This window comes from Ruegeria sp. CDSA033 (assembly GCF_059612305.1).
Genome location: NZ_JBXWQI010000005.1, coordinates 226,967 through 251,652 on the forward strand (window position 1 = coordinate 226,967; position 24,686 = coordinate 251,652).

At 56.5% G+C, this 24,686-nt stretch carries 24 protein-coding genes and 1 tRNA gene; 17 read left to right on the forward strand and 8 right to left on the reverse strand.

What is annotated here, in order from left to right; translation table 11 throughout:
* Positions 1–51 precede the first annotated feature (51 nt).
* Positions 52–1,209: an RsmB/NOP family class I SAM-dependent RNA methyltransferase gene (locus tag AC2FLA_RS09505; RefSeq protein WP_496721786.1), complete on the forward strand. Its 1,158-nt coding sequence runs from the start codon at positions 52–54 to the stop codon at positions 1,207–1,209.
* 104 nt (positions 1,210–1,313) lie between these two features.
* Positions 1,314–3,608 (forward strand): ATP-binding protein, encoded by a 2,295-nt coding sequence (locus AC2FLA_RS09510; RefSeq protein ID WP_496721787.1) that lies wholly within the window; start codon positions 1,314–1,316, stop codon positions 3,606–3,608.
* Here AC2FLA_RS09510 and AC2FLA_RS09515 read toward each other — a convergent pair whose 3' ends face one another.
* The gene (locus AC2FLA_RS09515) at positions 3,609–4,202 is read right to left on the reverse strand and encodes a sulfotransferase family 2 domain-containing protein (protein WP_496721788.1); all 594 of its coding nucleotides are present in this window, start codon (positions 4,200–4,202) and stop codon (positions 3,609–3,611) included. It abuts the gene before it with no gap.
* 192 nt (positions 4,203–4,394) lie between these two features.
* Between AC2FLA_RS09515 and recA the strand changes: the two genes are divergently transcribed.
* From recA to AC2FLA_RS09535, 4 genes are all read left to right on the forward strand, one after another.
* On the forward strand, positions 4,395–5,462 hold the full coding sequence (gene recA / locus AC2FLA_RS09520; protein ID WP_108858591.1) for a recombinase RecA: 1,068 nt from the start codon (positions 4,395–4,397) through the stop codon (positions 5,460–5,462).
* A 245-nt stretch (positions 5,463–5,707) separates the two neighbouring features.
* On the forward strand, positions 5,708–8,377 hold the full coding sequence (gene alaS, locus AC2FLA_RS09525) for an alanine--tRNA ligase (RefSeq protein ID WP_496721789.1): 2,670 nt from the start codon (positions 5,708–5,710) through the stop codon (positions 8,375–8,377).
* A 6-nt stretch (positions 8,378–8,383) separates the two neighbouring features.
* On the forward strand, positions 8,384–8,671 hold the full coding sequence (locus AC2FLA_RS09530; protein ID WP_472723800.1) for a DUF1330 domain-containing protein: 288 nt from the start codon (positions 8,384–8,386) through the stop codon (positions 8,669–8,671).
* Between the two features lie 366 nt (positions 8,672–9,037).
* Positions 9,038–9,661 carry a transglutaminase-like cysteine peptidase gene (locus AC2FLA_RS09535; protein ID WP_496721790.1) on the forward strand — a complete coding sequence of 208 codons (624 nt, stop codon included), beginning with the start codon at positions 9,038–9,040 and terminating at the stop codon, positions 9,659–9,661.
* A 145-nt stretch (positions 9,662–9,806) separates the two neighbouring features.
* Here AC2FLA_RS09535 and AC2FLA_RS09540 read toward each other — a convergent pair whose 3' ends face one another.
* From AC2FLA_RS09540 to AC2FLA_RS09550, 3 genes are all read right to left on the reverse strand, one after another.
* On the reverse strand, positions 9,807–10,685 hold the full coding sequence (locus AC2FLA_RS09540; RefSeq protein WP_496721791.1) for a hypothetical protein: 879 nt from the start codon (positions 10,683–10,685) through the stop codon (positions 9,807–9,809).
* Positions 10,686–11,017: 332 nt separating this feature from the next.
* Positions 11,018–12,835, reverse strand: coding sequence for a translational GTPase TypA (gene typA, locus AC2FLA_RS09545; protein ID WP_282151244.1), 1,818 nt, complete (start codon positions 12,833–12,835; stop codon positions 11,018–11,020).
* A gap of 76 nt (positions 12,836–12,911) precedes the next feature.
* A complete protein-coding gene (locus AC2FLA_RS09550) occupies positions 12,912–13,247 on the reverse strand; it encodes a DMT family transporter (RefSeq protein WP_496721792.1) in 336 nt (111 codons plus the stop codon).
* A gap of 205 nt (positions 13,248–13,452) precedes the next feature.
* Between AC2FLA_RS09550 and AC2FLA_RS09555 the strand changes: the two genes are divergently transcribed.
* On the forward strand, positions 13,453–13,584 hold the full coding sequence (locus tag AC2FLA_RS09555) for a hypothetical protein (RefSeq protein WP_472723796.1): 132 nt from the start codon (positions 13,453–13,455) through the stop codon (positions 13,582–13,584).
* A gap of 53 nt (positions 13,585–13,637) precedes the next feature.
* On the opposite strand, the gene AC2FLA_RS09560 is transcribed toward AC2FLA_RS09555, so the two are convergent.
* Genes AC2FLA_RS09560 through AC2FLA_RS09570 form a run of 3 tightly spaced genes read right to left on the reverse strand, consistent with a single transcriptional unit; the run spans position 13,638 to position 15,690 of the window.
* The gene (locus AC2FLA_RS09560; protein ID WP_496721793.1) at positions 13,638–14,795 is read right to left on the reverse strand and encodes an HD domain-containing protein; all 1,158 of its coding nucleotides are present in this window, start codon (positions 14,793–14,795) and stop codon (positions 13,638–13,640) included.
* Positions 14,792–15,037: a hypothetical protein gene (locus tag AC2FLA_RS09565; protein WP_496721794.1), complete on the reverse strand. Its 246-nt coding sequence runs from the start codon at positions 15,035–15,037 to the stop codon at positions 14,792–14,794. Before AC2FLA_RS09565 ends, AC2FLA_RS09560 begins: the two co-directional genes overlap by 4 nt.
* The gene (locus AC2FLA_RS09570) at positions 15,037–15,690 is read right to left on the reverse strand and encodes an alpha/beta hydrolase (protein WP_058271679.1); all 654 of its coding nucleotides are present in this window, start codon (positions 15,688–15,690) and stop codon (positions 15,037–15,039) included. Before AC2FLA_RS09570 ends, AC2FLA_RS09565 begins: the two co-directional genes overlap by 1 nt.
* 177 nt (positions 15,691–15,867) lie before the next feature.
* Between AC2FLA_RS09570 and iscR the strand changes: the two genes are divergently transcribed.
* The 9 genes from iscR to AC2FLA_RS09615 all read left to right on the forward strand — a co-directional run bounded on the left by iscR (position 15,868) and on the right by AC2FLA_RS09615 (position 23,499).
* Positions 15,868–16,326, forward strand: a complete 459-nt coding sequence (gene iscR, locus AC2FLA_RS09575) for a Fe-S cluster assembly transcriptional regulator IscR (RefSeq protein WP_058277972.1) — start codon at positions 15,868–15,870, stop codon at positions 16,324–16,326.
* 60 nt (positions 16,327–16,386) lie between these two features.
* Positions 16,387–17,430, forward strand: coding sequence for a cysteine desulfurase family protein (locus tag AC2FLA_RS09580; RefSeq protein WP_496721795.1), 1,044 nt, complete (start codon positions 16,387–16,389; stop codon positions 17,428–17,430).
* A 17-nt stretch (positions 17,431–17,447) separates the two neighbouring features.
* Complete coding sequence (sufB, locus tag AC2FLA_RS09585) at positions 17,448–18,968, forward strand: Fe-S cluster assembly protein SufB (RefSeq protein WP_058277970.1); 1,521 nt, start codon at positions 17,448–17,450, stop codon at positions 18,966–18,968.
* Between the two features lie 70 nt (positions 18,969–19,038).
* Entirely contained in the window at positions 19,039–19,794 is a 756-nt protein-coding gene (sufC, locus tag AC2FLA_RS09590) for a Fe-S cluster assembly ATPase SufC (RefSeq protein ID WP_113790584.1), read from the forward strand.
* Positions 19,794–21,074: a Fe-S cluster assembly protein SufD gene (gene sufD / locus AC2FLA_RS09595; RefSeq protein WP_496704209.1), complete on the forward strand. Its 1,281-nt coding sequence runs from the start codon at positions 19,794–19,796 to the stop codon at positions 21,072–21,074. Before sufC ends, sufD begins: the two co-directional genes overlap by 1 nt.
* Complete coding sequence (locus AC2FLA_RS09600; protein ID WP_496704210.1) at positions 21,074–21,559, forward strand: YIP1 family protein; 486 nt, start codon at positions 21,074–21,076, stop codon at positions 21,557–21,559. The genes sufD and AC2FLA_RS09600 overlap by 1 nt, the downstream gene beginning before the upstream one ends.
* Positions 21,556–22,122 (forward strand): Yip1 family protein, encoded by a 567-nt coding sequence (locus AC2FLA_RS09605; protein ID WP_109311875.1) that lies wholly within the window; start codon positions 21,556–21,558, stop codon positions 22,120–22,122. Before AC2FLA_RS09600 ends, AC2FLA_RS09605 begins: the two co-directional genes overlap by 4 nt.
* A 13-nt stretch (positions 22,123–22,135) precedes the next feature.
* Entirely contained in the window at positions 22,136–23,356 is a 1,221-nt protein-coding gene (locus tag AC2FLA_RS09610) for a cysteine desulfurase (protein ID WP_496721796.1), read from the forward strand.
* A gap of 66 nt (positions 23,357–23,422) precedes the next feature.
* Positions 23,423–23,499: transfer RNA gene (locus AC2FLA_RS09615), tRNA-Arg, on the forward strand.
* Between the two features lie 270 nt (positions 23,500–23,769).
* Here the strand turns inward: AC2FLA_RS09615 and mepK are convergent.
* Positions 23,770–24,339, reverse strand: a complete 570-nt coding sequence (mepK, locus tag AC2FLA_RS09620; protein ID WP_113790634.1) for a peptidoglycan L,D-endopeptidase MepK — start codon at positions 24,337–24,339, stop codon at positions 23,770–23,772.
* 83 nt (positions 24,340–24,422) lie between these two features.
* Here mepK and AC2FLA_RS09625 point away from each other — a divergent pair, with 83 nt between their 5' ends.
* Positions 24,423–24,680, forward strand: a complete 258-nt coding sequence (locus AC2FLA_RS09625) for a hypothetical protein (protein ID WP_496721797.1) — start codon at positions 24,423–24,425, stop codon at positions 24,678–24,680.
* Positions 24,681–24,686 lie beyond the last annotated feature (6 nt).

The following is a 24,686-nucleotide window of genomic DNA, read 5'->3' on the forward strand; positions in this document are numbered from 1 at the left end:
CGGGCGCCGTTTTGCGTTTTTTGGGCTTAGCAGAGAAATCGGAAATATCTTATGACCCCAGCAGCGCGCGTTCAGGCTTCGATTGAAATCCTTGATGATATCCTCGCAGGGGCACCGGTTGAAAAGGCTTTGACAGGATGGGCGCGCCGCAGCCGGTTTGCGGGCTCGAAAGACCGTGCCGCCGTGCGCGATCACGTGTTTGAAGCGCTGCGTTGCAAACGGTCCTTCTCGGCCTTGGGCGGGGCAGAAACCGGGCGCGGTTTGATGATTGGTTCGATCCGGTCAAACGGCGGTGATCCAGAGACGCTGTTTACAGGCGAACGATATACGCCAGAGCCGTTAACCGCCGCCGATGCGCCGCGCGCTTTCGGCTCGGACGCCGAGCGGTGCGACATCCCCGAATGGCTCTGGCCGCGTTTTCAGACCTCGCTTGGTGATCAAGCAGAGGCGGCGGCACAGGTATTGCAAACCCGTGCACCTGTTCATTTGCGGGCTAACCTTGCCAAAACCGATCGTGCTGGTGCGGCTGCTGCTTTGAGTGCTGACGGAATTTGCGCGAAAGACCATTCGGCGTGTGAAACCGCCCTAGAGGTCACTGAAGGGGCCCGAAAAGTTGCCCAAAGCCGCGCCTATTCCGAAGGTCTGGTCGAATTGCAGGACGCAGCCAGCCAAGCCGTCGTTGCAGCGCTCGATCTCCAGCCAGGTCTGCGTGTTCTGGATTACTGCGCAGGCGGTGGCGGCAAGTCGCTGGCTCTGGCGGCCCATTCGGGTGTCGAGGTCTTTGCGCATGATGTGAACGCAGGGCGCATGCGTGATCTGCCGATGCGGGCCAAACGGGCCGGTGTGCGTGTTACCTGCCTGCAGCCAGAAGATGTAGCCCGTCAGGCTCCGTTCGATATTGTCCTGACGGACGCGCCATGCTCGGGCAGCGGCTCGTGGCGGCGTGCCCCGGCAGGTAAATGGGCACTGACCGAAGAGGGGTTGCACGCGCTGAATGCACTACAGTCCGACATCTTGAATTCCGCCGCTCAACTGGTTGGACCCGGTGGAATTCTGGCCTATGCGACCTGTTCCATGTTGGATGATGAAAACGGCGATATTGTCGACGGATTTCTGAAACTGAATCCTGATTGGACCGAAACGCTGCGAAAGTCGTGGCTTGTGACACACGGAGCAGACGGGTTCTTTACGTTGCACTTGACGCGATAGTGCGTCATTGAATAACAACCTTAGGTAGAAGTTTCCGCTATCCTTAAGGGGGCGTTAACCAAATTCGGGCTGAGTGTGACAAAGCCTTTTGACCTGAGTTGTTAATGTCCGACACTGCTGAGATCTTTTCTGAGCCGACCTCAAGAAAAACACCGGCCTTCACGCGCCTTGTGCCACTCGTTGTTTTGGGCGCATTGCTGAGTTTAACACCGTTGACAGAAGTTTTGCCGACCGCCTGGAATACGGGTCTTGTTGTTGCTGGTGTGTCGTTGTTGTCCGCCGGTCTTCTGGTTGTTTTTCGGGGGTTCACGGCCGAACGGACGGCACGCAAATCGGCAGAAGTGATGGCCGTCTTCACCGAACAGGACTTGTGTCCGACAGTGATCGCCAACGCAAATGGCGATATTCTGAGCGCGAACACACGGGCAAGGGCGCAGATAATTGCTTTTCCGGGTGTTCGATTGCAGCATTGCCTGAAATCCAGGTTCGCTAATCCCGCAGCGATCCTGCTGCGCTTGCAATCCATCGCGGAAATCCACGAACGCGCCCGCGAAGATATCGTGACCGTTGGCTCGACAATCCCGATCTCGGTGTTCAGCGTCGGTCAGGATGTGTTCTGCTGGCGGTTTCATCTGGATGAAGGCGGGCAATGGGATGTCGCCCCTGTTCCGGTGCTGACAGAGGGTCGCAACGGGGCAATTCTGCGTGTGAACGGAATGGCAGAGGCCTTGCTGGGTCATAGGCCCGACGTTATGGGCAAGATATTTCCCAATGATATCCCGCAACCGGGTGAAATCTCGCTTGCTGAAACCTTGGACGGGCAGGTGCCTGTGACTATGTCCGAGCTGTCCCGCTCGGGCACGGTGCGTGATCTGCTTTTGTTGCCGATGAAATCTGCGGGCCCATCCGGTGGCGATGCCCCATTCGCTGAACTGCCCGTGCCGGTGATGTGTTTGTCCCCCGAAGGGGAAATTCTGGATGCGAACCGGATGGCGATCAAGCTGATCGGAGAGATCCAGCCGGGCAAGTCAAACGTGGCTGAAATCATGCACGGGCTTGGCTATCCCATCCTGGATTGGTTGACCCGTACTGCAACCGAAGAGAATGCCGCTCCCCGATCGGAATTTCTGCGCCTGTCACGCGAGGATAAAGAGGTTTTTGTGCAGGTCACGCTGAACCGAGTGACGTGCAAGGGACAGATTTGTCTGATCGCTGTCCTGAATGATGCGACCGAGCTGAAAACGCTGGAAGCTCAGTTCGTGCAGGGGCAGAAGATGCAGGCTGTCGGGCAATTGGCGGGCGGCGTGGCGCATGATTTTAACAACCTTCTGACTGCGATTTCAGGGCATTGCGATCTATTGCTGCTGCGGCACGATCAGAATGATCCAAACTACGGTGATTTGGTTCAGATCAACCAGAACGCCAACCGGGCCGCAGCGTTGGTCAGTCAACTTCTGGCCTTCTCGCGCAAGCAGACCCTGCAGCCCGAGGTTCTGGACCTGCGCGACACAATTTCCGACCTGATCCATCTTTTGAACCGCTTGGTGGGCGAAAAGGTACGCCTGACGTTAAGCCATGATCCCGTGCTGAAGCCTGTGCGCGCAGACAAAAGACAGCTCGAGCAGGTGTTTATGAATCTGGTCGTGAACGCACGGGACGCGATGCCCGAAGGTGGCGAGGTGCGTATCGAGACCGAGGTTATGTCTCTGACCGAACCGTTCCGGCGGGATCGTGCAACGGTTCAACCCGGGGAATACGTCACTGTAAAAGTGGTCGATAGTGGCACCGGTATCCCAGCGGACAAGCTGCAAAAAGTGTTCGAGCCGTTCTATACGACCAAGCGTACCGGTGAGGGGACCGGTCTTGGATTGTCGACGGTCTACGGCATCGTCAAACAGACCGGAGGGTTCATCTTTGTCGATAGCATTCAGGGCAAGGGAACCGAATTTACCGTGTATCTGCCGGTTTCAACCGCACCGCAGAAAATCGACCAGGATATCGCCATCCTTCCGGAAAACCCAACGTCCCGACAGGGTGAAGGCGTAGTTCTGCTGGTCGAGGATGAGGCCCCGGTTCGGGCCTTTGCCACACGTGCATTGCGATTGAAGGGATACACCGTGCTCGAAGCCGGATCCGCCGAAGAGGCGCTGCACCTGCTGAAGGACGGGTCGGTGCATGTGGATGCCTTCGTGACAGACGTGGTCATGCCCGGCATGGACGGGCCAACATGGGTGCGCAAAGCGATGGAGACCCGACCGAATGTGCGGGTGATCTTTATGTCTGGCTATACCGAAGGCGCCTTTGGTGATTCAGGCCCCGAGATTGCGAATTCCACCTTTTTGCCCAAGCCGTTCTCTTTGACGCAGTTGACCGAAGCTGTGTTTAATCAACTGAACTGACTAAAGCGCCGCGTCGTGGCAGGAAAACTCGTCTGCGTGGCGTTTGCGGAACTTCTTTTCCGTTTCCGGCGACAAGAATAGGTCGCGCTTTGGTGAGACATTCTCGCGCTGCAGGGTGATTTTCATGTTCAACCGGTCCTGCAGAAAGTTCATAATCTTGTCCTGATTTTCGTACTTAAAAACATGCGTGGCACCGAAACCGTTGTTTCGGGTGCGGAAAAACTGGCTCTGGCTGCCGATATCTGCGAATTCCGGGCGGGGGTTTTTCATGTAACCTTGCACAAAATCATCAAAGCTCAGATCGCGGGTTGAATGCGGATGCCCGATGCGGTCGTCCCGGCTGCGGTATTTGTACCAACTGCCGAGCCAGTCGATAGGTTCGCGCACGACGGCCATGATTTCCATTTCGGTGTCATACATTTTGCGAAAAATGTTTTGAAAAAACCTGTCATAACGGCGAACAGGCGCATGTTTCAATTCGGGCGGGCCCGTGACGACAAAGTCGGCCCGCGCGCTCAGAGCAGTGTGATAGGCTGTGCTGCCTGTTTTTGGGACTGCCAGAAACGCAAGGCGTTCCTTATAGAAAACAAGCATTTATTCGCCCTTCGCCGCTAAATTTGGTGGTCGCAGATTGGCGTAAACGACTCTTTAACACAATTGCCGAACAGTAAGTATTGTAAGTTTTAGTTGAAATGTTCTCTTTTTGGTCCCATAAGGAACAAGAGGCGAACAAAGCAGCGATTGCCGCCCGATCATGGGTGTGACAAAAGAGAAGGCGACAGGACAATGGCGGATCTTCTGACAATGAGCGACAAGAAAAACGCAGACAAGCAAAAGGCGCTTGATAGCGCGCTGGCACAAATTGAACGGCAGTTCGGCAAAGGCTCGATCATGAAGCTGGGCGAGGATGCCAAGCAGGACATCGATGCAAGCTCGACCGGGTCTTTGGGTCTGGATATCGCGCTGGGTATTGGTGGTCTGCCGATGGGCCGGATTGTTGAGATTTATGGCCCGGAAAGCTCGGGTAAGACCACGCTGACGCTGCATTGCATTGCAGAACAGCAAAAACGTGGTGGTGTGTGCGCATTCGTGGATGCCGAACACGCGTTGGACCCGCAATATGCCCGCAAGCTTGGCGTCGATCTTGATGAATTGCTGATCTCGCAGCCCGACACCGGTGAACAAGCGCTTGAGATCACCGATACGCTGGTGCGTTCGGGCGCTGTGAATATGGTTGTCGTCGACTCAGTTGCGGCTTTGACGCCGAAATCGGAGCTCGAAGGCGACATGGGCGACAGCAGTGTTGGCGTGCAGGCCCGATTGATGAGCCAGGCAATGCGTAAACTGACAGGCTCGATCAGCCGCTCGAATTGCATGGTGATCTTTATCAACCAGATTCGGATGAAAATCGGCGTTATGTTCGGCAGCCCCGAAACCACGACCGGTGGTAACGCGCTGAAATTCTACAGCTCGGTTCGTTTGGATATTCGCCGGATTGGCGCGATCAAGGACCGGGATGAGGTTGTTGGCAACCAGACGCGCGTCAAGGTCGTCAAGAACAAGGTGGCGCCGCCCTTCAAGCAGGTGGAATTCGACATCATGTATGGCGAAGGCATCAGCAAGATGGGTGAGCTGCTGGATCTGGGTGTCAAGGCTGGCGTGGTTGAAAAATCGGGCTCGTGGTTCAGCTATGGCGACGAACGGATCGGGCAGGGGCGTGAGAATGCCAAACAATACCTGCGCGACAACAGCCGCATTGCGCTGGATATCGAAGACAAGATTCGCGCCGCGCATGGTCTTGAGTTCGACATGCCACCCGGTTCTGCCGAGGAAGACGACATCCTCGAGGCATAACAACCCAATTGGGAGCCGCAAAAGCCCCCCGGTTTTGCATGAATTGAGAATACTCGAAATAAGGCGGTCCGCGTGGCCGCCTTAACTCGTTCTATATATGGTGATCCCGTTCAATTGGTGTGTGCTGCACTTGGTTAGGGGTTTTCTAGCCCTTAAAAAACAAGGCCGATTTATCTTTGTGGACTATCCTTGGGGACGGGGATAAACCATTTCAGAACACTGAGATTGCGCGCCGAGAGAGCCATATGCCCACGCTGAACGAAATCCGCTCAACCTTTCTGAATTATTTTGCCAAACAGGGGCATGAAATTGTCGCGTCCAGCCCGCTGGTTCCGCGCAATGACCCGACATTGATGTTCGTGAACTCTGGCATGGTGCAGTTCAAGAACCTGTTCACCGGCGTTGAAACCCGTGATTATCAGCGCGCCACGACGGCGCAGAAATGCGTGCGCGCAGGCGGTAAGCATAATGACCTCGATAACGTTGGCTATACCGCGCGTCACCACACATTCTTTGAAATGCTGGGCAATTTTTCGTTCGGCAATTACTTCAAACACGAGGCGATTCCGTTTGCGTGGGAGTTGATCACCAAGGAATTCGGCATCAACAAGAACCGTCTGTTGGCAACGGTGTATCATACAGATGACGAGGCGTTCGAGATCTGGAAAAAGGTCGGCGTGCCCGAGGACCGGATTATCCGCATCGCCACCAGCGATAACTTCTGGCAGATGGGCCCGACTGGTCCGTGTGGACCGTGTACCGAGATTTTCTACGACCATGGCGATCACATCTGGGGTGGCCCTCCGGGATCGCCTGACGAAGACGGCGACCGGTTCATCGAAATCTGGAACATCGTTTTCATGCAGAACGAGCAGTTCGAAGATGGCTCAATGGTCGAATTGGATATGCAGTCGATCGATACTGGCATGGGGCTGGAACGGATTGGCGCGCTGCTGCAGGGCAGCCATGACAACTATGACACCGACCTGTTCAAGACATTGATCGAAGCGTCTGCTCATGCCACCGGGGTTGACCCCTATGGCGACCAGAATGTGCACCACCGGGTAATTGCGGACCACCTGCGCGCGACTTCCTTCCTGATCGCTGATGGCGTGATGCCGTCCAATGACGGGCGTGGCTATGTGCTGCGCCGGATCATGCGTCGTGCTATGCGTCATGCGCATCTTCTGGGGGCGAAAGATCCGGTTATGTATCAGCTGGTGCCTGGTCTGGTGCAGCTGATGGGCGCGCAATACACTGAGTTGGGACAGGCGCAGCCATTGATCGAAGAGACGCTCCTGTTGGAAGAAACGCGGTTCAAGCAAACCCTTGATCGTGGTCTGAAACTCCTGGATGATGAAGTGTCGGGCCTGCCCGAGGGCGCGGCACTTCCGGGTGATGCGGCATTCAAATTGTACGACACGTATGGGTTTCCGCTGGACCTGACGCAGGATGCCCTGCGCGAAAAGGGTCGTTCTGTGGACACGGACGGGTTCGACGCGGCCATGGCCGAACAAAAAGCCAAGGCCCGAGCGGCATGGGCCGGTTCGGGTGAGGCTGCGGATCAGGCAGTGTGGTTTGATGTGCTGGATACTGCCGGGGCTACGGATTTTCTGGGCTATGACACGGAAAAGGCCGAAGGGCAGATTGCCGCTTTGGTGGTCGATGGTGCATTGGTTGACACAATTGAAAAGGGCGGATCCGGTTGGGTGATTGTCAACCAGACGCCGTTTTATGGCGAAGCTGGCGGTCAGATCGGTGATACTGGCGAAATCCGTCGTCTTGAAGAACGCGATGACTTGGCGCGGGTCGAAGACACCAGAAAATTCGCTGATGGCAAAATCTATGCCCACAAAGTGACCGTTGATCAGGGCGCTTTGTCCAAAGGTGACGCGGTCGAGCTTGAGGTCGACCATGCGCGGCGCACGGCAATTCGCGCAAACCACTCGGCCACGCACCTGCTGCACGAGGCGCTGCGTGAAACGCTGGGCGATCATGTTGCACAGCGCGGCTCGCTAAACGCGGCTGACCGGTTGCGGTTTGACTTCAGCCATTCCAAGGCGCTGAGCGCGGATGAGATTAAAAAGGTCGAACGCGATGTGAATGATTTCATCCGTCAGAACTCCACTGTCGAAACGCGGATCATGACCCCCGATGATGCCCGCGAACTGGGCGCACAGGCGCTGTTTGGCGAGAAATACGGCGACGAGGTCCGTGTTGTGTCCATGGGCAAAGCTCCGACCGGCAAGGGTCAGGATGGCGGGACCTGGTCGATTGAGCTGTGTGGCGGTACGCATGTTCGCCAGACTGGTGACATCGGTACTTTTGTGGTTCTGGGCGATAGCGCCAGTAGTGCGGGAGTGCGCCGGATCGAGGCGCTGACCGGTGACGAGGCGCTGCGGCATCTGTCTCAGCAGGATCAGCGTCTGGGTCAGATCGCATCGGAACTCAAGGCGCAGCCGGATGACGTTGTCGGCCGCGTCAAAGCACTGTTGGATGAACGCAAATCGCTGCAAAACGAAGTGGCGCAGCTGCGCCGCGATCTGGCCATGGCCGGCGGAGCCGGGCAGGGTGGCGGCGAAGCGCGTGATGTGAACGGCGTTGCCTTCCTTGCGCAGGCGCTGAACGGCGTATCGGGCAAGGACTTGCCGGCGTTGATTGATGAACACAAAAGCCGTTTGGGGTCCGGTGCCGTTTTGCTGATCGCGGATGCGGGCGGTAAGGCTGCTGTGGCCGCCGGTGTGACGGCCGATCTGACCGACAAAGTCTCGGCCGTTGATCTAGTTCGTGCAGCTGTCGCAGAACTGGGCGGTAAAGGCGGCGGTGGACGCCCTGACATGGCGCAGGGCGGTGGCAAGGACGCGTCGAACGCAGATGCGGCGATCAAAGCCGCAGAACAGGTTTTGGGAGGATAAGATAAGATGGCTGCACTCTGGATTGCCCACGTCACCGTGACGGATGCGGACGCATATGCGAAATACGCGGAGCTCGCTGGGCCTGCGATTGCCAAGCACGGCGGGGCGTTTATTGCCCGCGCTGCACGTTACGTCCAACTGGAAGGGAAAGAGCGTCCGCGCAATGTGGTCGCCAAGTTTCCGTCCGTCGAGGCCGCGGTCGAGTGCTATAATTCACCGGAATACCAGCAGGCCCTGGACCACGCGCGCGGCGCAAGTGAGCGTGAACTGGTGGTCGTAGAAATCACCGAATAAGAATAAGCCAAGTCTGATCGGCAGGTTTCCTGCCAATCAGATCCATTGATGGGCGAAATTCAGCCGAACTGTTCACAAGTGAAGTGAACCGTATTGTGGCAAATTTCCACCCGTCCGGAATCTTCGTGATTCCAGTATCTTATTTTATTGGAACGAGAGCTATTGGGTATTTTCCCGCCTGGATTGTGGCGCTTTTTTCTCATTTCCTGCGCGAAATGGTCATATTGAGTGACGAATTTCCGCCTTTTTTCCCCTTCACGTTCGCCTCAGATTGTACAAGCGCTACCGTTTCCCATTAGGTGTTTCTAATCGAATACGGTCCTGTTTGTCGTCAATCGTTGCGTGGACAGGGATCGAGGTACAGGCATGAAATCGGAAGATATCGGACTCAAGGCTGCTCTCGGGCGGTTGAAGACATATTCAGGTCGGGCAGTGGGGATTGCTGCTTTGGTTTACGGGGCTGCGGTTTTCGCGTCACAGGCGGATGCGAGCGAAGGCAGCTTCATCCGAACTCTTGCGGCGTCCCCTCCGCCTTCCGGTGCGCATCAGTTGTGCCGTCAGTACGCGTGGGCGTGTTCAAGCAAGACGTCGGTACGCATGTCGTCCCAGCAGGAAATGCAGATCATTGAGCGGATCAACCGTCAGGTCAACGCAACGACGCGCGCGGTTACGGATCAGACGCAATACCGCACCACCGAGCGGTGGGCTTTGCCGACAACGCGCGGCGGGGATTGCGAGGATTTTGCTCTTTTGAAGAAAAGAGATCTGATCAGGGCGGGCGTTGATCCTAACAAATTGCTGATCGCGACAGTGTTGGATACGCGCCGAAATGCACATGCAGTTCTTGTCTATCGCTCCGCCCAGGGGGATTTGGTGCTGGACAATTTGACCAACCGGATCAAACCCTGGTCGGCCACGCGGTACTTGTTCCTTCGGATGCAGGATCCGGCGAAACCCAGCCATTGGGTTGGTGTGTACGGAAGAAGTTAAAAATATCGGCTGATCTATCAGGTTATGCATGGCAAAAGGGGCGACACGATAGTCGCCCCTTTGTTTGTCAGACCGAACGTCGAGACGTTTTCGGCGTTTTTCAAGGCATAGCCCAAATTTTCAGGCTGCTTTGCGGTTGATCACGTCAGAGAGTGCCGCCGCTTCCATCGGCGCCGCCGCCACCGGCACCACCGCCGCTGCCGTCGCTGCCACCGCCGCCTGCACCGCCGCCGCTGCCATCGCTGCCACCGCCGTCGCCGCCACCGCTGCCGTCGGCGCCGCCACCACCGGCACCGCCGCCGCTGCCATCGCTGCCGCCGCCATCGTTGCCGTTGCCATTGCCGCCGCCATTGCCGTCGCCGCTATTGGAGTTTCCACCGTCATTGCTGCCGCCATTACCGCTGCCGCTGTCGGAGTTACCACCACCATTGCTGCCGCCGTTACCATCACCGCTGCTGGAGTTTCCGCCGCCATTACTGCCGCCGTTGCCGTCGCCGCTGCCGGAGTTACCGCCGCCGTTGCTACCGCCATTGCCATCACCGCTGCCGGAGTTTTCGCCGCCATTGCTGTCGCCGTTGCCGTCACCGCTGTCGGAATTACCGCCACCGTTGCCACCGTCGTTGCTACCACCGTTGCCGCCGCCATTGCCTCCGCCGCCGTTTCCGCCGCCATTGCCGCTGCCGCCATCACCACCATTGCCGGATTCACCACTTGTTCCGGATACTCCGGCACCGCCGTTGCTTTCGGACGAACCGTTGTTACCACTTGAAGAGCTTCTGTCATCGCCGTCGCTGGTGCGGTTTCTTGCAACGGTTGCCGTCGGGATATCAGTCAAAATCGCTGCGAACAGAGGACAGGCTTGCGATGTGCGGGCCAAGATATCCTCAAAGTCGGCGCGGCGCTGAATGTAGCGCAGCATCCGCTTGTCGACGACTTTGCAACTACAAAGCGTTTCGGTGGATACAGATTGCCGGGCTGTTTTGACTTTGCAAACTTCAGCCGCATGAGCCGCGCTTGTTGCCATCAGTGGAAATGTCGCGGATAAAAATACAAACGAATATAAACGGGATCTTACGCGCATAGCGCTACTCCTTTAAACTCATTACCAACACCTATTAACAAAGTAATTGTGCCACAGTTTGGACAAAAATACATCCGTATATTGCCTCATTTGATGGTCGAGTAACAGCGATAAACCACAGTAGATTTGCAACCTATTGGTGAAACAGTATGAAAAACAAAAGAAAAAGCCCGTCAGCAAGACGGGCTTTCCTTTGATTTAGATGGTAATTCTAGAAGTAATTTTACCACGAACGTCACATTGTTTAGATTATGTAAACAATATCACAGACCGGATCAGGCCGATCTTGCCATCCGTTTCCGTTCGTGCGGGTCAAGGTAACGCTTGCGCAACCGAATGGCGTTTGGAGTGACCTCAACCAGTTCGTCATCATCGATATAGGCAATCGCCTCTTCCAGAGAATACTGGATATGGGGTGTCAGGCGAACGGCGTCATCGGAACCGCTGGCGCGCACGTTGGTCAGTTTCTTGCCTTTGAGCGGGTTCACCTCAAGGTCGTTATCGCGTGAGTGTTCGCCGATGACCATGCCCTGATACACGTCGGTTTGCGGGGCAACGAACATCCGGCCGCGCTCTTCCAGGTTCCACAGCGCATAAGCCACGGCCTGTCCGTTTTCCATTGAGATCAGCACCCCCGCGCGACGACCCGGGATCGGGCCTTTGTGGGCCGCCCAGCCGTGGAACACACGGTTCAGAACACCGGTGCCGCGTGTGTCGGTCAGGAATTCACCATGGTATCCGATCAACCCGCGCGACGGTACATGTGCAATAATACGGGTCTTGCCCGCGCCGGCCGGGCGCATTTCGGCCAGTTCGCCTTTACGCGCGCCGGTGATCTTTTCGATCACCGAGCCTGAATATTCGTCGTCGACGTCAATGGTGACTTCTTCGATGGGCTCCATGCGCTGACCGTCTTCTTCGCGGAACAGAACCTGCGGACGCGAGATGCTGAGTTCGAACCCTTCACGGCGCATATTCTCGATCAGAACGCCCATTTGCAGCTCGCCACGGCCAGCAACCTCAAAGGCATCGCCGCCAGGTGTGTCGCTGATGCGGATGGCAACGTTCGACTCGGCCTCTTTCATCAGGCGGTCGCGGATAACACGCGACTGAACTTTCTTGCCGTCCCGACCGGCCAGGGGTGAGTCGTTGATGCCGAAGGTCACGGTGATGGTTGGCGGATCGATGGGTTGCGCGGGCAGGGCTTCGTCAACCTGCGGCGAAACCAGCGAGTCGGCCACGGTTGCCTTGCTCATGCCTGCGATGGTGACGATGTCACCGGCTTCGGCCACGTCGATGGGCTGTTGGGCCAGCCCGCGGAACGCCAGGATTTTCGACGCGCGGAAGTTTTCGATCAGCGTGCCATCACGGCTCAGCGCCTTGAGGTTGTCGCCGGCTTTCAAAGTGCCGCTTTCCACACGACCGGTCAGAATGCGACCGATGAACGGATCGCTGCCCAGTGTCGTGGCGAGCATGCGGAAGGGCTCATCTTTGTTTTCGACCTGCTTTGGGGCAGGGACGTGATCGACGATCAGATCGAACAGGGCGGTCAGGTCCTTGCGTGGCCCGTCCAGCTCCATATCCGCCCAGCCAGAACGGCCCGAGGCATACATGGACGGAAAGTCCAGCTGGTCATCGTCAGCGCCGAGGTTGGCGAACAGGTCAAAGCATTCATCAAGTGCGCGGTCTGGTTCAGCGTCGGGTTTGTCGACCTTGTTCAGCACCACGATGGGACGCAAGCCTAGCGCCAACGCCTTGGATGTCACGAATTTGGTCTGCGGCATCGGGCCTTCGGCGGCGTCTACCAGCAGGACAACACCGTCAACCATGCTGAGGATCCGCTCAACCTCGCCACCGAAATCGGCGTGGCCGGGGGTGTCAACGATGTTGACCCGCGTGCCCTTCCATTCGACCGAGGTCGCTTTGGCAAGGATGGTGATGCCGCGTTCGCGCTCCAGATCGTTGCTGTCCATGGCGCGTTCGGCCACCGCCTGGTTTTCCCGGAACGCACCGGATTGTTTGAGCAGCTCATCCACCAGGGTCGTTTTACCGTGGTCCACGTGAGCGATGATTGCGATATTGCGCAGGTCCATGAGAGGTCAGCCTTTGAACGGGAAGTTGCCGCGCGCATAACGCGGATTGACTGAATAGGCCAGCCCTAACCGGTCGTCAGTGGCCCGCTGTGCTGGAAAACAGGTGAATGATCAGGATTCCGGCCAATATCATCGCCAAACCGACCACCGCAGCCCAGTCCAGGCGCTGACCAAAAACAATGAAGCCAATGATGGCGATCAGCACGATCCCCAAGCCGGACCAAATAGCATAGACGATGCCGACCGGCATATATTTTAGGGTGAGGCCCAGCAGGTAAAAGGCAACCCCGTAACCCACGATAACCAAAACTGAGGGCCAAAACCGGCTGAACTGCTGGCTGGCCTGCAGCGCCGTTGTGCCAATTGTTTCGGCGAAAACCGCCAGCAAAAGGATGAGATAGGCTTTGGGCACGGCAGGTCTCGGTTCAGTTGCAGTTGGGGAGGTTGACCACAAAATCCCAATTCACAACAAGGGGAATTTGAATGGATATCGGGAAAAGTTCGGTGCCGGAAGCACCGGGACTGCCCACCGAAGAGGTCAGGATAACCATACTATTTCAAAGAGAAAAATTCTGATACGAAATGGGTGGTTTTTAGTTTTCTTTTATGAGTTTTCAATGACGAAATTTGCGATATCCGTGATCGTTGCTTCGGCATTCATAGTGGCGCTTGGGTGGCTTGCGGGCGGGGGGTCCGTCGACATAAACGCAGCCAGTGGTGTTGAGCGGTTTGAAAGTTTTCAGGTTTAAGTGCCTGCCGGAACGATTGGAAAAGGGGCCTTTGCGCCCCTTTTTCTATTGGCTCAACCGACAGTTTTTTCTGAAAAATACGTGCTCAGCTGCGGTTGTAACCATGACCACAACTTAGGTGCGCCGCGATTGATCGGCGTTCCCACACGGCGTTCGATCTGGGCAAACGTCACGTTGTAATCGACCCAGGATCCGCCACCTGTTTCAAGGTTTCCGACCGGGGTTTGAAACCTATCGATCGCCTTGGCAAATCGCGCGTCTGGCGACTCGGCGGCCTCGAACTCCTCCCATAGTGTCCGGAAGGCGTGCTGCGGTGCCTCGGGCAACAACCCGAACAACCTGTCGGCGGCGGCCTTTTCTTCGGCTTCTTGTGCGGCGTGGTCGACTTGACCGTGGATGGGGTGATCTCCGGCATCAATTTCGACGATATCATGCAGCAGAAGCATTTTTAGGACGCGGTCCAGCGATAACCCGGGCTGGGCGTATTCCGCCAAAACCCAAGCGAACAGCATGATGTGCCAGGAATGCTCGGCCGAGTTTTCAAACCGATCATCAGACAACAGGCGTGAGGCGCGGTATACGGATTTCAGGCGGTCTGCCTCAGTCAGAAAAGCCAGCCGTTCGGAAAACGCCGTTTCGGGCGTTGACTGCGCGTGCAGCAGGGCGCTGGCTAGAGCGTGTGCTTGGGGGAATTCCCGTGCCAAATACGCGGCGCGACCACTGCTGAGGTTTTCCCGCGCTACTTCAACATGATCCGGGTTGGGGGCTGGCGCACACAAGACTTGAAACAGTGGTTGGCATCGGTCCAGATACTTGGCGAATTTCGCGTCCGGCGTCGTGTCGGCCTCGAACTCTTCCCACAGGGCTTGAAACGCAGACGTCTGATCGTCCGGCAAAAGGCCAAACAACTCGTCCGCCGCCGCGCGCTCGGCGCGTTCCACGGCGTTCCAATCGGTTTCCAGGTGAATGGGGTGATCGCCGACGATGATCTCGACCAGATCTTGCAACAGCAGCATGCGTATGACGCGGTTGATGTTCACGTCGTCACCCGCCAACGGCTCCATCGTCAGTGCCCATAAGGCCAGGTGCCAGCTGTGTTCTGCAGAGTTTTCGGGGCGGGACTGATCCAGCAGCGCATTGTCGCGATCGACCGACTTCAGCCTGTCCGCGCGTTTCAGGAATTCAAGTTGCGCGGACAGTCTTTCAGTCATTTCTTTTCAATCGCTTTCACTAGGGATCGATGTTTGGTTAACGCGTCGATGACAAACTTGCGCGCCTTGCGCTCAGCAATGCGCACACGCATTTCGGTCAAAAAGGCCTCTTCCAAGGTCTGTGAGGACGCGCCCAAAAGCTCTCCCACCTCGACAAAGAAACGATCATTTCCGATTTCGTCCATCACCTTAATCGTGTCCTCGGCCAGTTTGGCCGCAAGGGTTGTGATGGTATCCGACATTAGCGCGTGTTCTCGGTCAGGCGACGCTTCACATAATCGCTGACATCGGTGATCAGCGTATCCATGTGACGGTCCTGGAAGAAGTGATCAGCACCCTCGACTTCATTATGAGTGATGGTGATGCCCTTTTGTTCGTGCAGCTTGTTGACCAGCGACGTGGTGTCGGCAGGCGGGGCCACACGGTCGGACGAGCCGTTGATGATCAGGCCGGACGAAGGGCAGGGGGCCAGGAACGAGAAGTCATACATGTTGGCTGGCGGCGACACGCTGATAAAGCCCGTAATTTCGGGGCGACGCATCAGCAGCTGCATTCCGATCCAGGCACCAAACGAGAAACCGGCAACCCAGCAGTGCTTGGAGTTGTTGTTCATCGACTGCAGATAGTCCAGCGCTGACGCGGCATCGCTCAGCTCACCGATGCCCTGATCGTATTCGCCTTGGCTGCGGCCCACGCCGCGGAAGTTAAATCGCAACACGGTGAAGCCCATGTTGTAAAACGCATAGTGCAGATTGTAGACCACCTTGTTGTTCATGGTCCCGCCGAATTGTGGATGCGGGTGCAGCACGATGGCAATCGGTGCGTCTTTTTCCTTTTGCGGGTGGTAGCGGCCTTCCAGGCGGCCTTCGGGTCCGGGAAAAATCACCTCGGGCATGTGTGCTTTGGTCCTGTCTTTTTCTTCCTGATGCCACGATATACTTGACGGTAATCGTAAGGCACTTTAGAACGGTTCTAATTATGATGCTTTGCGCAAGGCGCTGCCTGTCGGAGATACGCACTGGCGGCGGCGGCGTCAATGTTTTCGCTTATAACCTGCCATGAGGGAAAGACAATGAAGCTTTCGACAAAGGGTCGTTACGCGATGGTTGCACTGGCTGATATTGCTCTACAGCCCTCGGATCGCCTGGTGACGCTTAGCGAAATTTCCGAACGTCAGGATATCTCGCTTCCTTATCTCGAGCAGCTATTTGTCAAATTGCGCCGGGCCGAACTGGTTTCGTCCGTACGTGGACCGGGCGGCGGGTATCGTCTGGCGCGGCCTGCTTCCGAGATTCGGGTGGTCGAAGTTCTGGCGGCGGTGGATGAAACCGTGGACGCGCTGCAAAAAGGTGCCGGGGCATCCGGGGCATCCTCGGGCAGCCGGGCGCAGTCTTTGACCAACCGTCTTTGGGAAGGTCTCAGTGCGCATGTCTACGTTTTTTTGCACCAGACGCGCCTGTCTGACGTGATCAAGAACGACCTGGCCCCGTGCCCGGCAGTTCCCAGTCTGTTTTCCATCGTTGATGAGTGACCCGATGCCGATTGCCTTTGGGGTTTCATTTCTGCTTTGCATCCAAGAAAAGATGTATCCATGAATCGTGTTTATCTGGATCATAACGCAACAACACCGCTGCGCCCCGAGGCGCGCGGCGCCATGGCGGCAGCGATGGATTTTTGCGGGAACCCGTCATCCGTTCACGCCGAAGGCCGTGCGGCCAAGGCTTTGATCGAACGGGCAAGGGCGCAGGTTGCAGCCGCATTTGGTGCGGATGGGGCAGACGTTGTGTTTACCTCAGGTTCGACCGAAGGGGCTGCGCTGACTTTAGCTAATCGTGATTTGCATGGATCCGCGATTGAACATGACGCGATCAGATCATGGATCACCGAAGACTTGTCCACGTCGCAATCCGGTCAAGTGGACGTGTCAAACCCCGAGCAGTCGACCCTGCAATTGGCGAATTCCGAGACGGGGATTGTCCAATCTTTGCCAAACGGATTGGCTGTGACCGACGCGACACAGGCCTTTGGCAAATTGCCGGTGGCTTTTAACTGGCTGGGCGTCCAGATGGCGTTGATTTCGGCCCACAAGCTGGGCGGCCCGAAAGGGATTGGCGCGGTGGTGATGAAACGTGGCACCGAACTGCCTGCAATGATCAAAGGCGGTGGGCAAGAGATGGGCCGACGGTCAGGTACCGAAAATGTCATTGGAATCGCGGGGTTCGGGGCGGCAGCTGAAGCCGCGGCGCGGGATCTTTCAAACGGTATCTGGGAACAGGTTCGTGAATTTAGAAATATTCTAGAAAATGCCCTTGAGGCTGGTTCTAAATCTACTATTTTTGTCGGGAAAGGTCAGGACCGCCTTCCGAATACCTCGTGTTTCGCAACCCCCGGCTGGAAGGGTGAAACGCAGGTCATGCAGATGGATCTGGGAGGTTTCGCTATCAGTGCAGGTTCTGCCTGTTCCAGCGGCAAGGTCCGGGCAAGCGCGGTGCTGACCGCGATGGGTTTTGATGAGGTCACAGCAGCAAGCGCGATCCGCGTGTCTCTGGGACCTTTGACCACTGAAGAAGATGTGCTGCGTTTCGCTGAAACGTGGCTTGAAAAAGAAAAGAAGCATCGCGCGCGCGCCGCGTGATCTGACGGAGGTGTCATATGGCCGCTTTGGACCAGACCCAGGTAAAAGAAGGTGTCGATCAGGAAACCGTGGACGCGGTACGCGAGGTCAGTACCTATAAATACGGTTGGGATACCGATATTGAGATGGAATACGCGCCCAAGGGCGTGAACCCGGATATCGTCCGGCTGATCTCGGATAAGAACGAAGAGCCCGAATGGATGACCGAATGGCGTCTGGCGGCCTTCGAACGCTGGACCAAGATGGATGAGCCGAACTGGGCTATGGTCCACTATCCTAAGATCGACTTTCAGGACCAGTATTACTATGCCCGTCCCAAGTCGATGGAGGAGAAGCCGAAGTCGCTGGACGAGGTCGATCCAAAGCTGCTGGCTACTTACGAAAAGCTGGGTATCCCGCTGAAAGAACAGATGATTCTCGCCGGTGTCGAGGGTGCCGAGGATATGCCTGCCGAAGGTCGCAAGGTGGCCGTGGATGCGGTGTTCGACTCGGTTTCGGTTGGCACGACCTTTCAGGACGAACTGGCCAAACACGGCGTGATCTTCTGTTCGATCTCAGAGGCGATCAGGGAACACCCTGAACTGGTCAAGAAGTACCTTGGCACAGTGGTCCCCGTCTCAGACAACTTCTACGCCACGCTGAACTCGGCCGTGTTCTCGGATGGCTCGTTTGTCTACATCCCGCCAGGCGTGCGCTGCCCGATGGAACTGAGCACCTACTTCCGCATCAACGCGGAAAACACGGGTCAGTTCGAACGCACACTGATTATCGCGGACAAAGGTTCTTACGTTTCGTATTTGGAAGGCTGCACCGCGCCGCAGCGCGATACAGCTCAGCTGCACGCCGCTGTCGTTGAAATCATCATCGAAGAAGATGCCGAGGTGAAATACTCGACCGTTCAAAACTGGTTCCCCGGGGATGAAAACGGCAAGGGCGGTATCTACAACTTCGTGACCAAGCGCGCCGATTGCCGGGGTGATCGGTCCAAGGTGATGTGGACCCAAGTGGAAACCGGATCTGCCGTGACCTGGAAGTACCCTTCCTGCATCCTGCGCGGTGACGAAAGCCAGGGTGAGTTCTACTCGATCGCCATTACCAACAACATGCAGCAAGCCGATACCGGCACCAAAATGGTGCATCTGGGCAAGAACACCAAGTCGCGCATCGTGTCCAAAGGGATCAGCGCGGGTAAAGCGCAGAACACCTATCGCGGGTTGGTTTCGATGCACCCGAAGGCGAAGGACAGCCGCAACTATACCCAGTGCGACAGCTTGCTGATCGGCGATAAATGCGGCGCTCACACGGTGCCGTATATCGAGGTTCGCAACAATTCCTCGCGCGTGGAACATGAAGCGACGACATCCAAGGTGGATGACGATCAGCTGTTCTACTGCCGTCAGCGCGGCATGGACGAGGAAGAGGCCGTGGCCCTGGTCGTCAACGGGTTCTGCAAAGACGTCCTGCAGGCGTTGCCGATGGAATTTGCCATGGAAGCGCAGCAGCTGGTGGCCATCAGCCTTGAAGGATCAGTGGGTTAACCCCGCATTTCTCTGAATTCAGAACATATCGGGGCCAGATGGCCCCTTGCGGTACGCAAAAGGACAAAAAATGCTGGAAATCAAAAACCTGCACGTGAAACTTGAGGAAGAAGAAAAGCAAATCCTCAAAGGCGTCGACCTGACCGTCGAGGCTGGCAAGGTGCATGCGATCATGGGGCCGAACGGCTCGGGCAAGTCGACGCTCAGCTATGTGCTGTCGGGCCGCGATGGGTACGAAGTGACCGAAGGCTCTGCCACGCTGGAAGGTGAGGACCTGTTGGAGATGGAGCCCGAAGAGCGCGCTGCAGCGGGTATCTTTTTGGCATTCCAGTACCCCGTGGAAATCCCGGGCGTTGGTAACATGACCTTCCTGCGCACAGCCGTGAACGCACAGCGCAAGGCGCGGGGCGAAGATGAACTGTCGGCTGCTGATTTCCTGAAGGAAGTGCGGGCCAAGGCAAAATCGCTGAAAATCGACGCAGACATGCTCAAGCGTCCGGTAAACGTCGGCTTCTCGGGCGGTGAGAAGAAGCGGAATGAAATCCTGCAGATGGCGATGCTGGAACCCAAGATGTGCATCCTGGACGAAACGGATTCGGGTCTGGACGTTGATGCGATGAAACTGGTGGCCGAAGGCGTGAACGCGCTGCGTGATGAAGGCCGTGGTTTCCTGGTCATCACCCACTATCAGCGCCTGCTGGACCACATCAAACCCGATGTCGTGCACATCATGGCGGACGGCCGCATCGTTAAAACCGGTGGTCCCGAACTGGCGTTGGAAGTTGAAAACAACGGCTATGCCGACATCCTGGCCGAGGTGAACTGATGGCTTTGCCCGAATTAAAACAAACTGCGACCGAGGCGCGGCTGGCCACGCTGACCATGCCCGATGCCGGGTGCACCCGTGCCGCGCGCGAAGACGCGCTGGCCCGTGTGCTGGAAATGGGTCTGCCAGGGCGGCGCGACGAGTATTGGAAGTACACGCGCCCCGACACGCTGATCTCGGCCGAACAGCCGCATGCCGCTTTGTTCCACTCAGACGAACCGCTGCTGTTTGGCAACCTCGACCGATTGAAGATCGTTTTCATCGATGGTGTGTTCAGCGCCGAAGAGTCGGATGATCTGGAATTGGAAGGTGTCAACATCGACCGGATCGAGGATATCTGCTGCAAGGATATTCACTGGGCCAAAGAGTTGTACGGCGTTCTGGAATCGCGCGGACAATCCCCGGTTCAGCGGCCGTTGGCTGCTTTGAATACGGCCTTTGCCGCAGATGGCGTTGCGATTCATGTCACCGGCAAACCGTCCAAGCCGATCAGCCTGATCTATCGCCATGCATCCGAGACCTCGGACGCTATGCTGCATCACGTCATCCGTGTCGAAAGTGGCGCTGAAGTGACAGTTCTGGAAAACGGTCCTGCGGCATCGCGGTTCAACAAATGCATCGAGATCGACATCGCCGATGGCGGTACGTTGCATCACGTGCGCGCACAGGGCAGGGACCATGAACGTCGTGCTGCGACACACATGTTCACGCGGCTGGGACGGGAATCTGTCTTTAAGTCCTTCACGCTGACGGTGAATGGAGTTTTGACACGCAACGAACAGGTGATCGAACTGACCGGCGACGACGCTGTTGCTCATGTGGCAGGCGCCTGCGTAGGTGATGGTGATTTCCACCATGACGACACGGTTTTCGTTACGCATGACGCGGTGAACTGTGAGAGCCGTCAGGTCTTTAAGAAAGTTCTGCGCAACGGCGCGACCGGCGTGTTCCAGGGGAAGATCCTGGTCAAGGAAGGCGCACAGAAGACAGATGGCTATCAGATCAGCCAGTCCTTGCTGCTGGATGATGACAGCCAGTTCCTCGCCAAGCCCGAGCTTGAGATCTATGCCGACGATGTTGCGTGTTCGCACGGCTCGACCTCGGGTGCGATTGATGAGACGGCGCTGTTTTACCTGCGTTCGCGCGGGGTTTCGGTTAAGGACGCCACCAATATGCTGACGCTGGCATTTTTGGCCGAAGCCGTCGATGAGATCGAGGATGAGGTATTGTCAGAGGCTATTGTGAACCGCCTTGAAGGCTGGCTGTCGCGACACATCTGATGCCTTTGACCTCGGATATCGTGGCCACCTATCGGGGGCCGGGTCGTGTCGTGCGGCGGCTTCTGGATCTTGGCCCGCGCGAGGACAGGGCGCTGATGTTTGTCATGGCGTTTTGCATCGTTGCATTCATCGCGCAATTGCCCAGCCTTGCGCGACGCGCGCATGTCGAAGGGCTTGAGCTGGATATGCTGATGGGCGGTGCCTTGATGGGCACTGTCATTATTCTGCCTCTGTTTTTCTACCTGCTGGCCTTTGTTTCATACGGTGCGGCCCGGTTGGTTGGCGGTCAGGGGACGTCCTATGGCGCTAGATTGGCTCTGTTCTGGGCGCTATTATCCTCAACACCTCTGGTTTTGTTGAATGGTTTGGTCGGCGGTTTCATAGGATCTGGACCGGCCCTGACACTCGTCGGGATCGTCTGGTTCGCAGTGTTCCTGTGGTTCTGGCTGGCAGGTCTCAGTCAAGCGCAAAGGCGGCAAGAATGAATCCCACTGGCTTTGTTGATCTTGCGATTTTGACCCTGACACACCCCGCCCAAGCGGCACGGCGCCTTTTGGACATGCGCCCGGGGCGAGAAATCTTATGGCTTTCTTTCTTTCTGGCCGTGGTGCTCAACGGCCTTGTGCAACTGGGTATTGATCATTTGCTTCCAGTCCCCGGCGATGAATCCGTACCCCCACCTACGCCTGTATTCCTGGGTCTGGTCCGATCTGCCGGCGCCATGCTGCTAAGCGTCGGGGCATTTCTGTTCGTAGGGAGGTTTCTGGGTGGCCGTGCAACATTCGATGACATCCTGACGCTGACCATCTGGCTGCAATACCTTCAGATCGCTGCGATGGTGATCACGCTGGTCATTACGATCGTGCTGCCGTTTTTGATGCTGATGTTTTTGCTGGCCACGGCGATTATCAGCCTTTACGTCACGCTCCATTTTCTGAATGAAGCGCACCAGTTCGGTTCGCTTGCTAAATCCTTCGGGGTCATCGTGTTATCTGCTTTGATTGCAGTGCCCTTTGTCCTCGCATTAACGCCCGGCGGCCCCGTATAGGGAATAAAAGACCATGTATGACGTGCAGAAAATCCGCTCAGACTTTCCAATCCTGTCTCGGGTAGTGAACGGCAAGCCGTTGACCTATCTGGACAATGGCGCATCGGCGCAGAAACCGCAGGTCGTGATTGATGCGGTGACACGGGCATATTCCGAAGAATACGCGAATGTTCATCGCGGCCTGCACTACCTGTCCAATCTTGCGACCGAGAAATACGAATCCGTTCGCGGAACCATCGCCCGTTTTCTGGGCGCGGCGGACGAGGATGAGATTGTCTTGAACTCGGGCACGACCGAAGGGATCAACCTAGTCGCCTATGGCTGGGCCATGCCGCGTATGCAGGCCGGGGATGAAATCGTGCTGAGCGTGATGGAACACCACGCCAACATCGTTCCATGGCATTTCCTGCGCGAGCGTCAGGGCGTCATCCTGAAATGGGTTGATGTGGACGCTGACGGCGGGCTGGACCCGCAGGCCGTGATCGACGCAATTGGTCCCAAGACCAAGCTGGTTGCGGTGACGCAGTGTTCGAACGTGTTGGGAACGGTGGTCGACGTCAAAGCGATCACGGAAGGCGCGCACGCGAAAGGCGTACCGGTGTTGGTCGATGGCAGTCAGGGCGCCGTGCACATGCCCGTCAATGTCGCCGATATCGGCTGCGATTTCTATGCAATCACCGGCCACAAGCTTTATGGCCCTTCGGGGTCGGGCGCGATTTACATCAAATCCGAACGCATGGCCGAGATGCGCCCCTTTATCGGTGGCGGGGACATGATCAAAGAGGTCAGCAAGGATCAGGTGATCTACAACGACCCGCCAATGAAGTTCGAGGCCGGAACACCCGGTATTGTCCAAACCATCGGTCTGGGTGTTGCGCTGGATTACATGATGGATCTGGGGATGGAAAATATCGCCGCTCATGAGGCTGGGTTGCGCGACTATGCCATGCAGAGGCTGACTGGTCTGAACTGGTTGCAGGTTCAGGGCACACGACCGGACAAGGCCGCGATCTTCAGCTTTACGATGGACGGGGCAGGGCACGCGCATGATGTCTCGACCATTCTGGACAAGAAAGGCGTCGCTGTTCGTGCCGGGCACCACTGCGCCGGTCCGCTTATGGATTTTTACGGTGTCACCGCGACTTGCCGCGCAAGCTTTGGCCTGTACAACACCACGGAAGAGGTCGACATACTGATCGACGCGTTGGAATTGGCACACGATTTGTTTGCGTGAAACCTGGCCGATCCGGAAAGATTTGCAGTTGCACCCGGATCGGAACAAGGTTAGCTAACGGCCAAGGCACCTGTAGCTCAGCTGGATAGAGCGCTGCCCTCCGAAGGCAGAGGCCAGAGGTTCGAATCCTCTCAGGTGCGCCATTTCAAATCTTATATTGAGCCGCTAAAATTACCTCGAACTCTTCGCGGCTGGACTGTTCGACAAAAGTTCCTCTCTGCAGATTGAAGCAATCAAACAAGCATCAACTACAGATAGGCGGCAGTGGTACTTCGATGGAAAACAGAACCAAGTGCGGTGGTTGTCTAGTTTCCTTGAGATCTCGCTTCCCGCGAAATGAAATGCGCTGGAAGTCCTAAAAAAACAAAGAGCGCCCAAGGGCGCTCGTCGTTTAGAAACAGTTTGGCTGTCTTTTAGCCGCCCCAGCTTCGAACCTCGCCACAATCCATATGGACGAAGTTCGAGCGGTGGTACTTGCCAACACCACCAGCGCGGCAGGACATGGCTGCTTTGGCCATCTGGGACACGGAACGGGACGACAGGCGCAAGTCAGCAGCCTGACCTTTCATGTGCAGCGAGTTCTTGGCCACACGGCGCGAACGAGACCGCAGCATTGCGTTGGTTTGGGGGGAGCGGTAGCCGGACAAAAGAGTGTAGGGCTCATTCACGTCCAGAAGATTATGAGAGGCTGCCATGATGTCGATGGTGCGCAGATCCATGGATTTGGCCTGATCAGTACGCCAGTCGCGCATGAAGTGGTTCACTTCTTTGACGGCGTCCTTGATGTATTTTCCGTCAACCCAATATATCATATCAAGCCGTTCGCCAGTGCGGCCCGAATACATTCGGATACGGCGAATATCGCCGCCACCGCGCAAAAAACCTGCTGCATTGGAATAAGTCGGTGCTGCTACAACTGCAGTTGCAGCGAATGCGCCCAATAGGGCACGCCGGGTCAAGCCCGATGTACTGCTCGTGGTCATTTCGTTTCGTCCCGTACTGTTCCTGCCTGCACACGATGTTACGCGCGCGATCTTAATTTTTTCCCATCCCAGATGCGGGATTTATGACACAGTACGAAATGCCAGCCAAGAAATCTTTCACATTCATCTTTTCAAGGGGGAATTTTCGGCGATTTTTTGCGCAGGTGATGCAAATCGGTATAGTATTGAGGCAATTAGGCGTTGGCGCAACGCAGCCGATGCAAACGCGCATCAGGCTCGGATGGATGCTTTGGATTGATGTATTTGTGAATGGACAAAACGTCCAGCTGAAAACCATATTCGTTCGGAACGCGCCTCAGAACGCGCAAAGTATTGAATAATCAAGG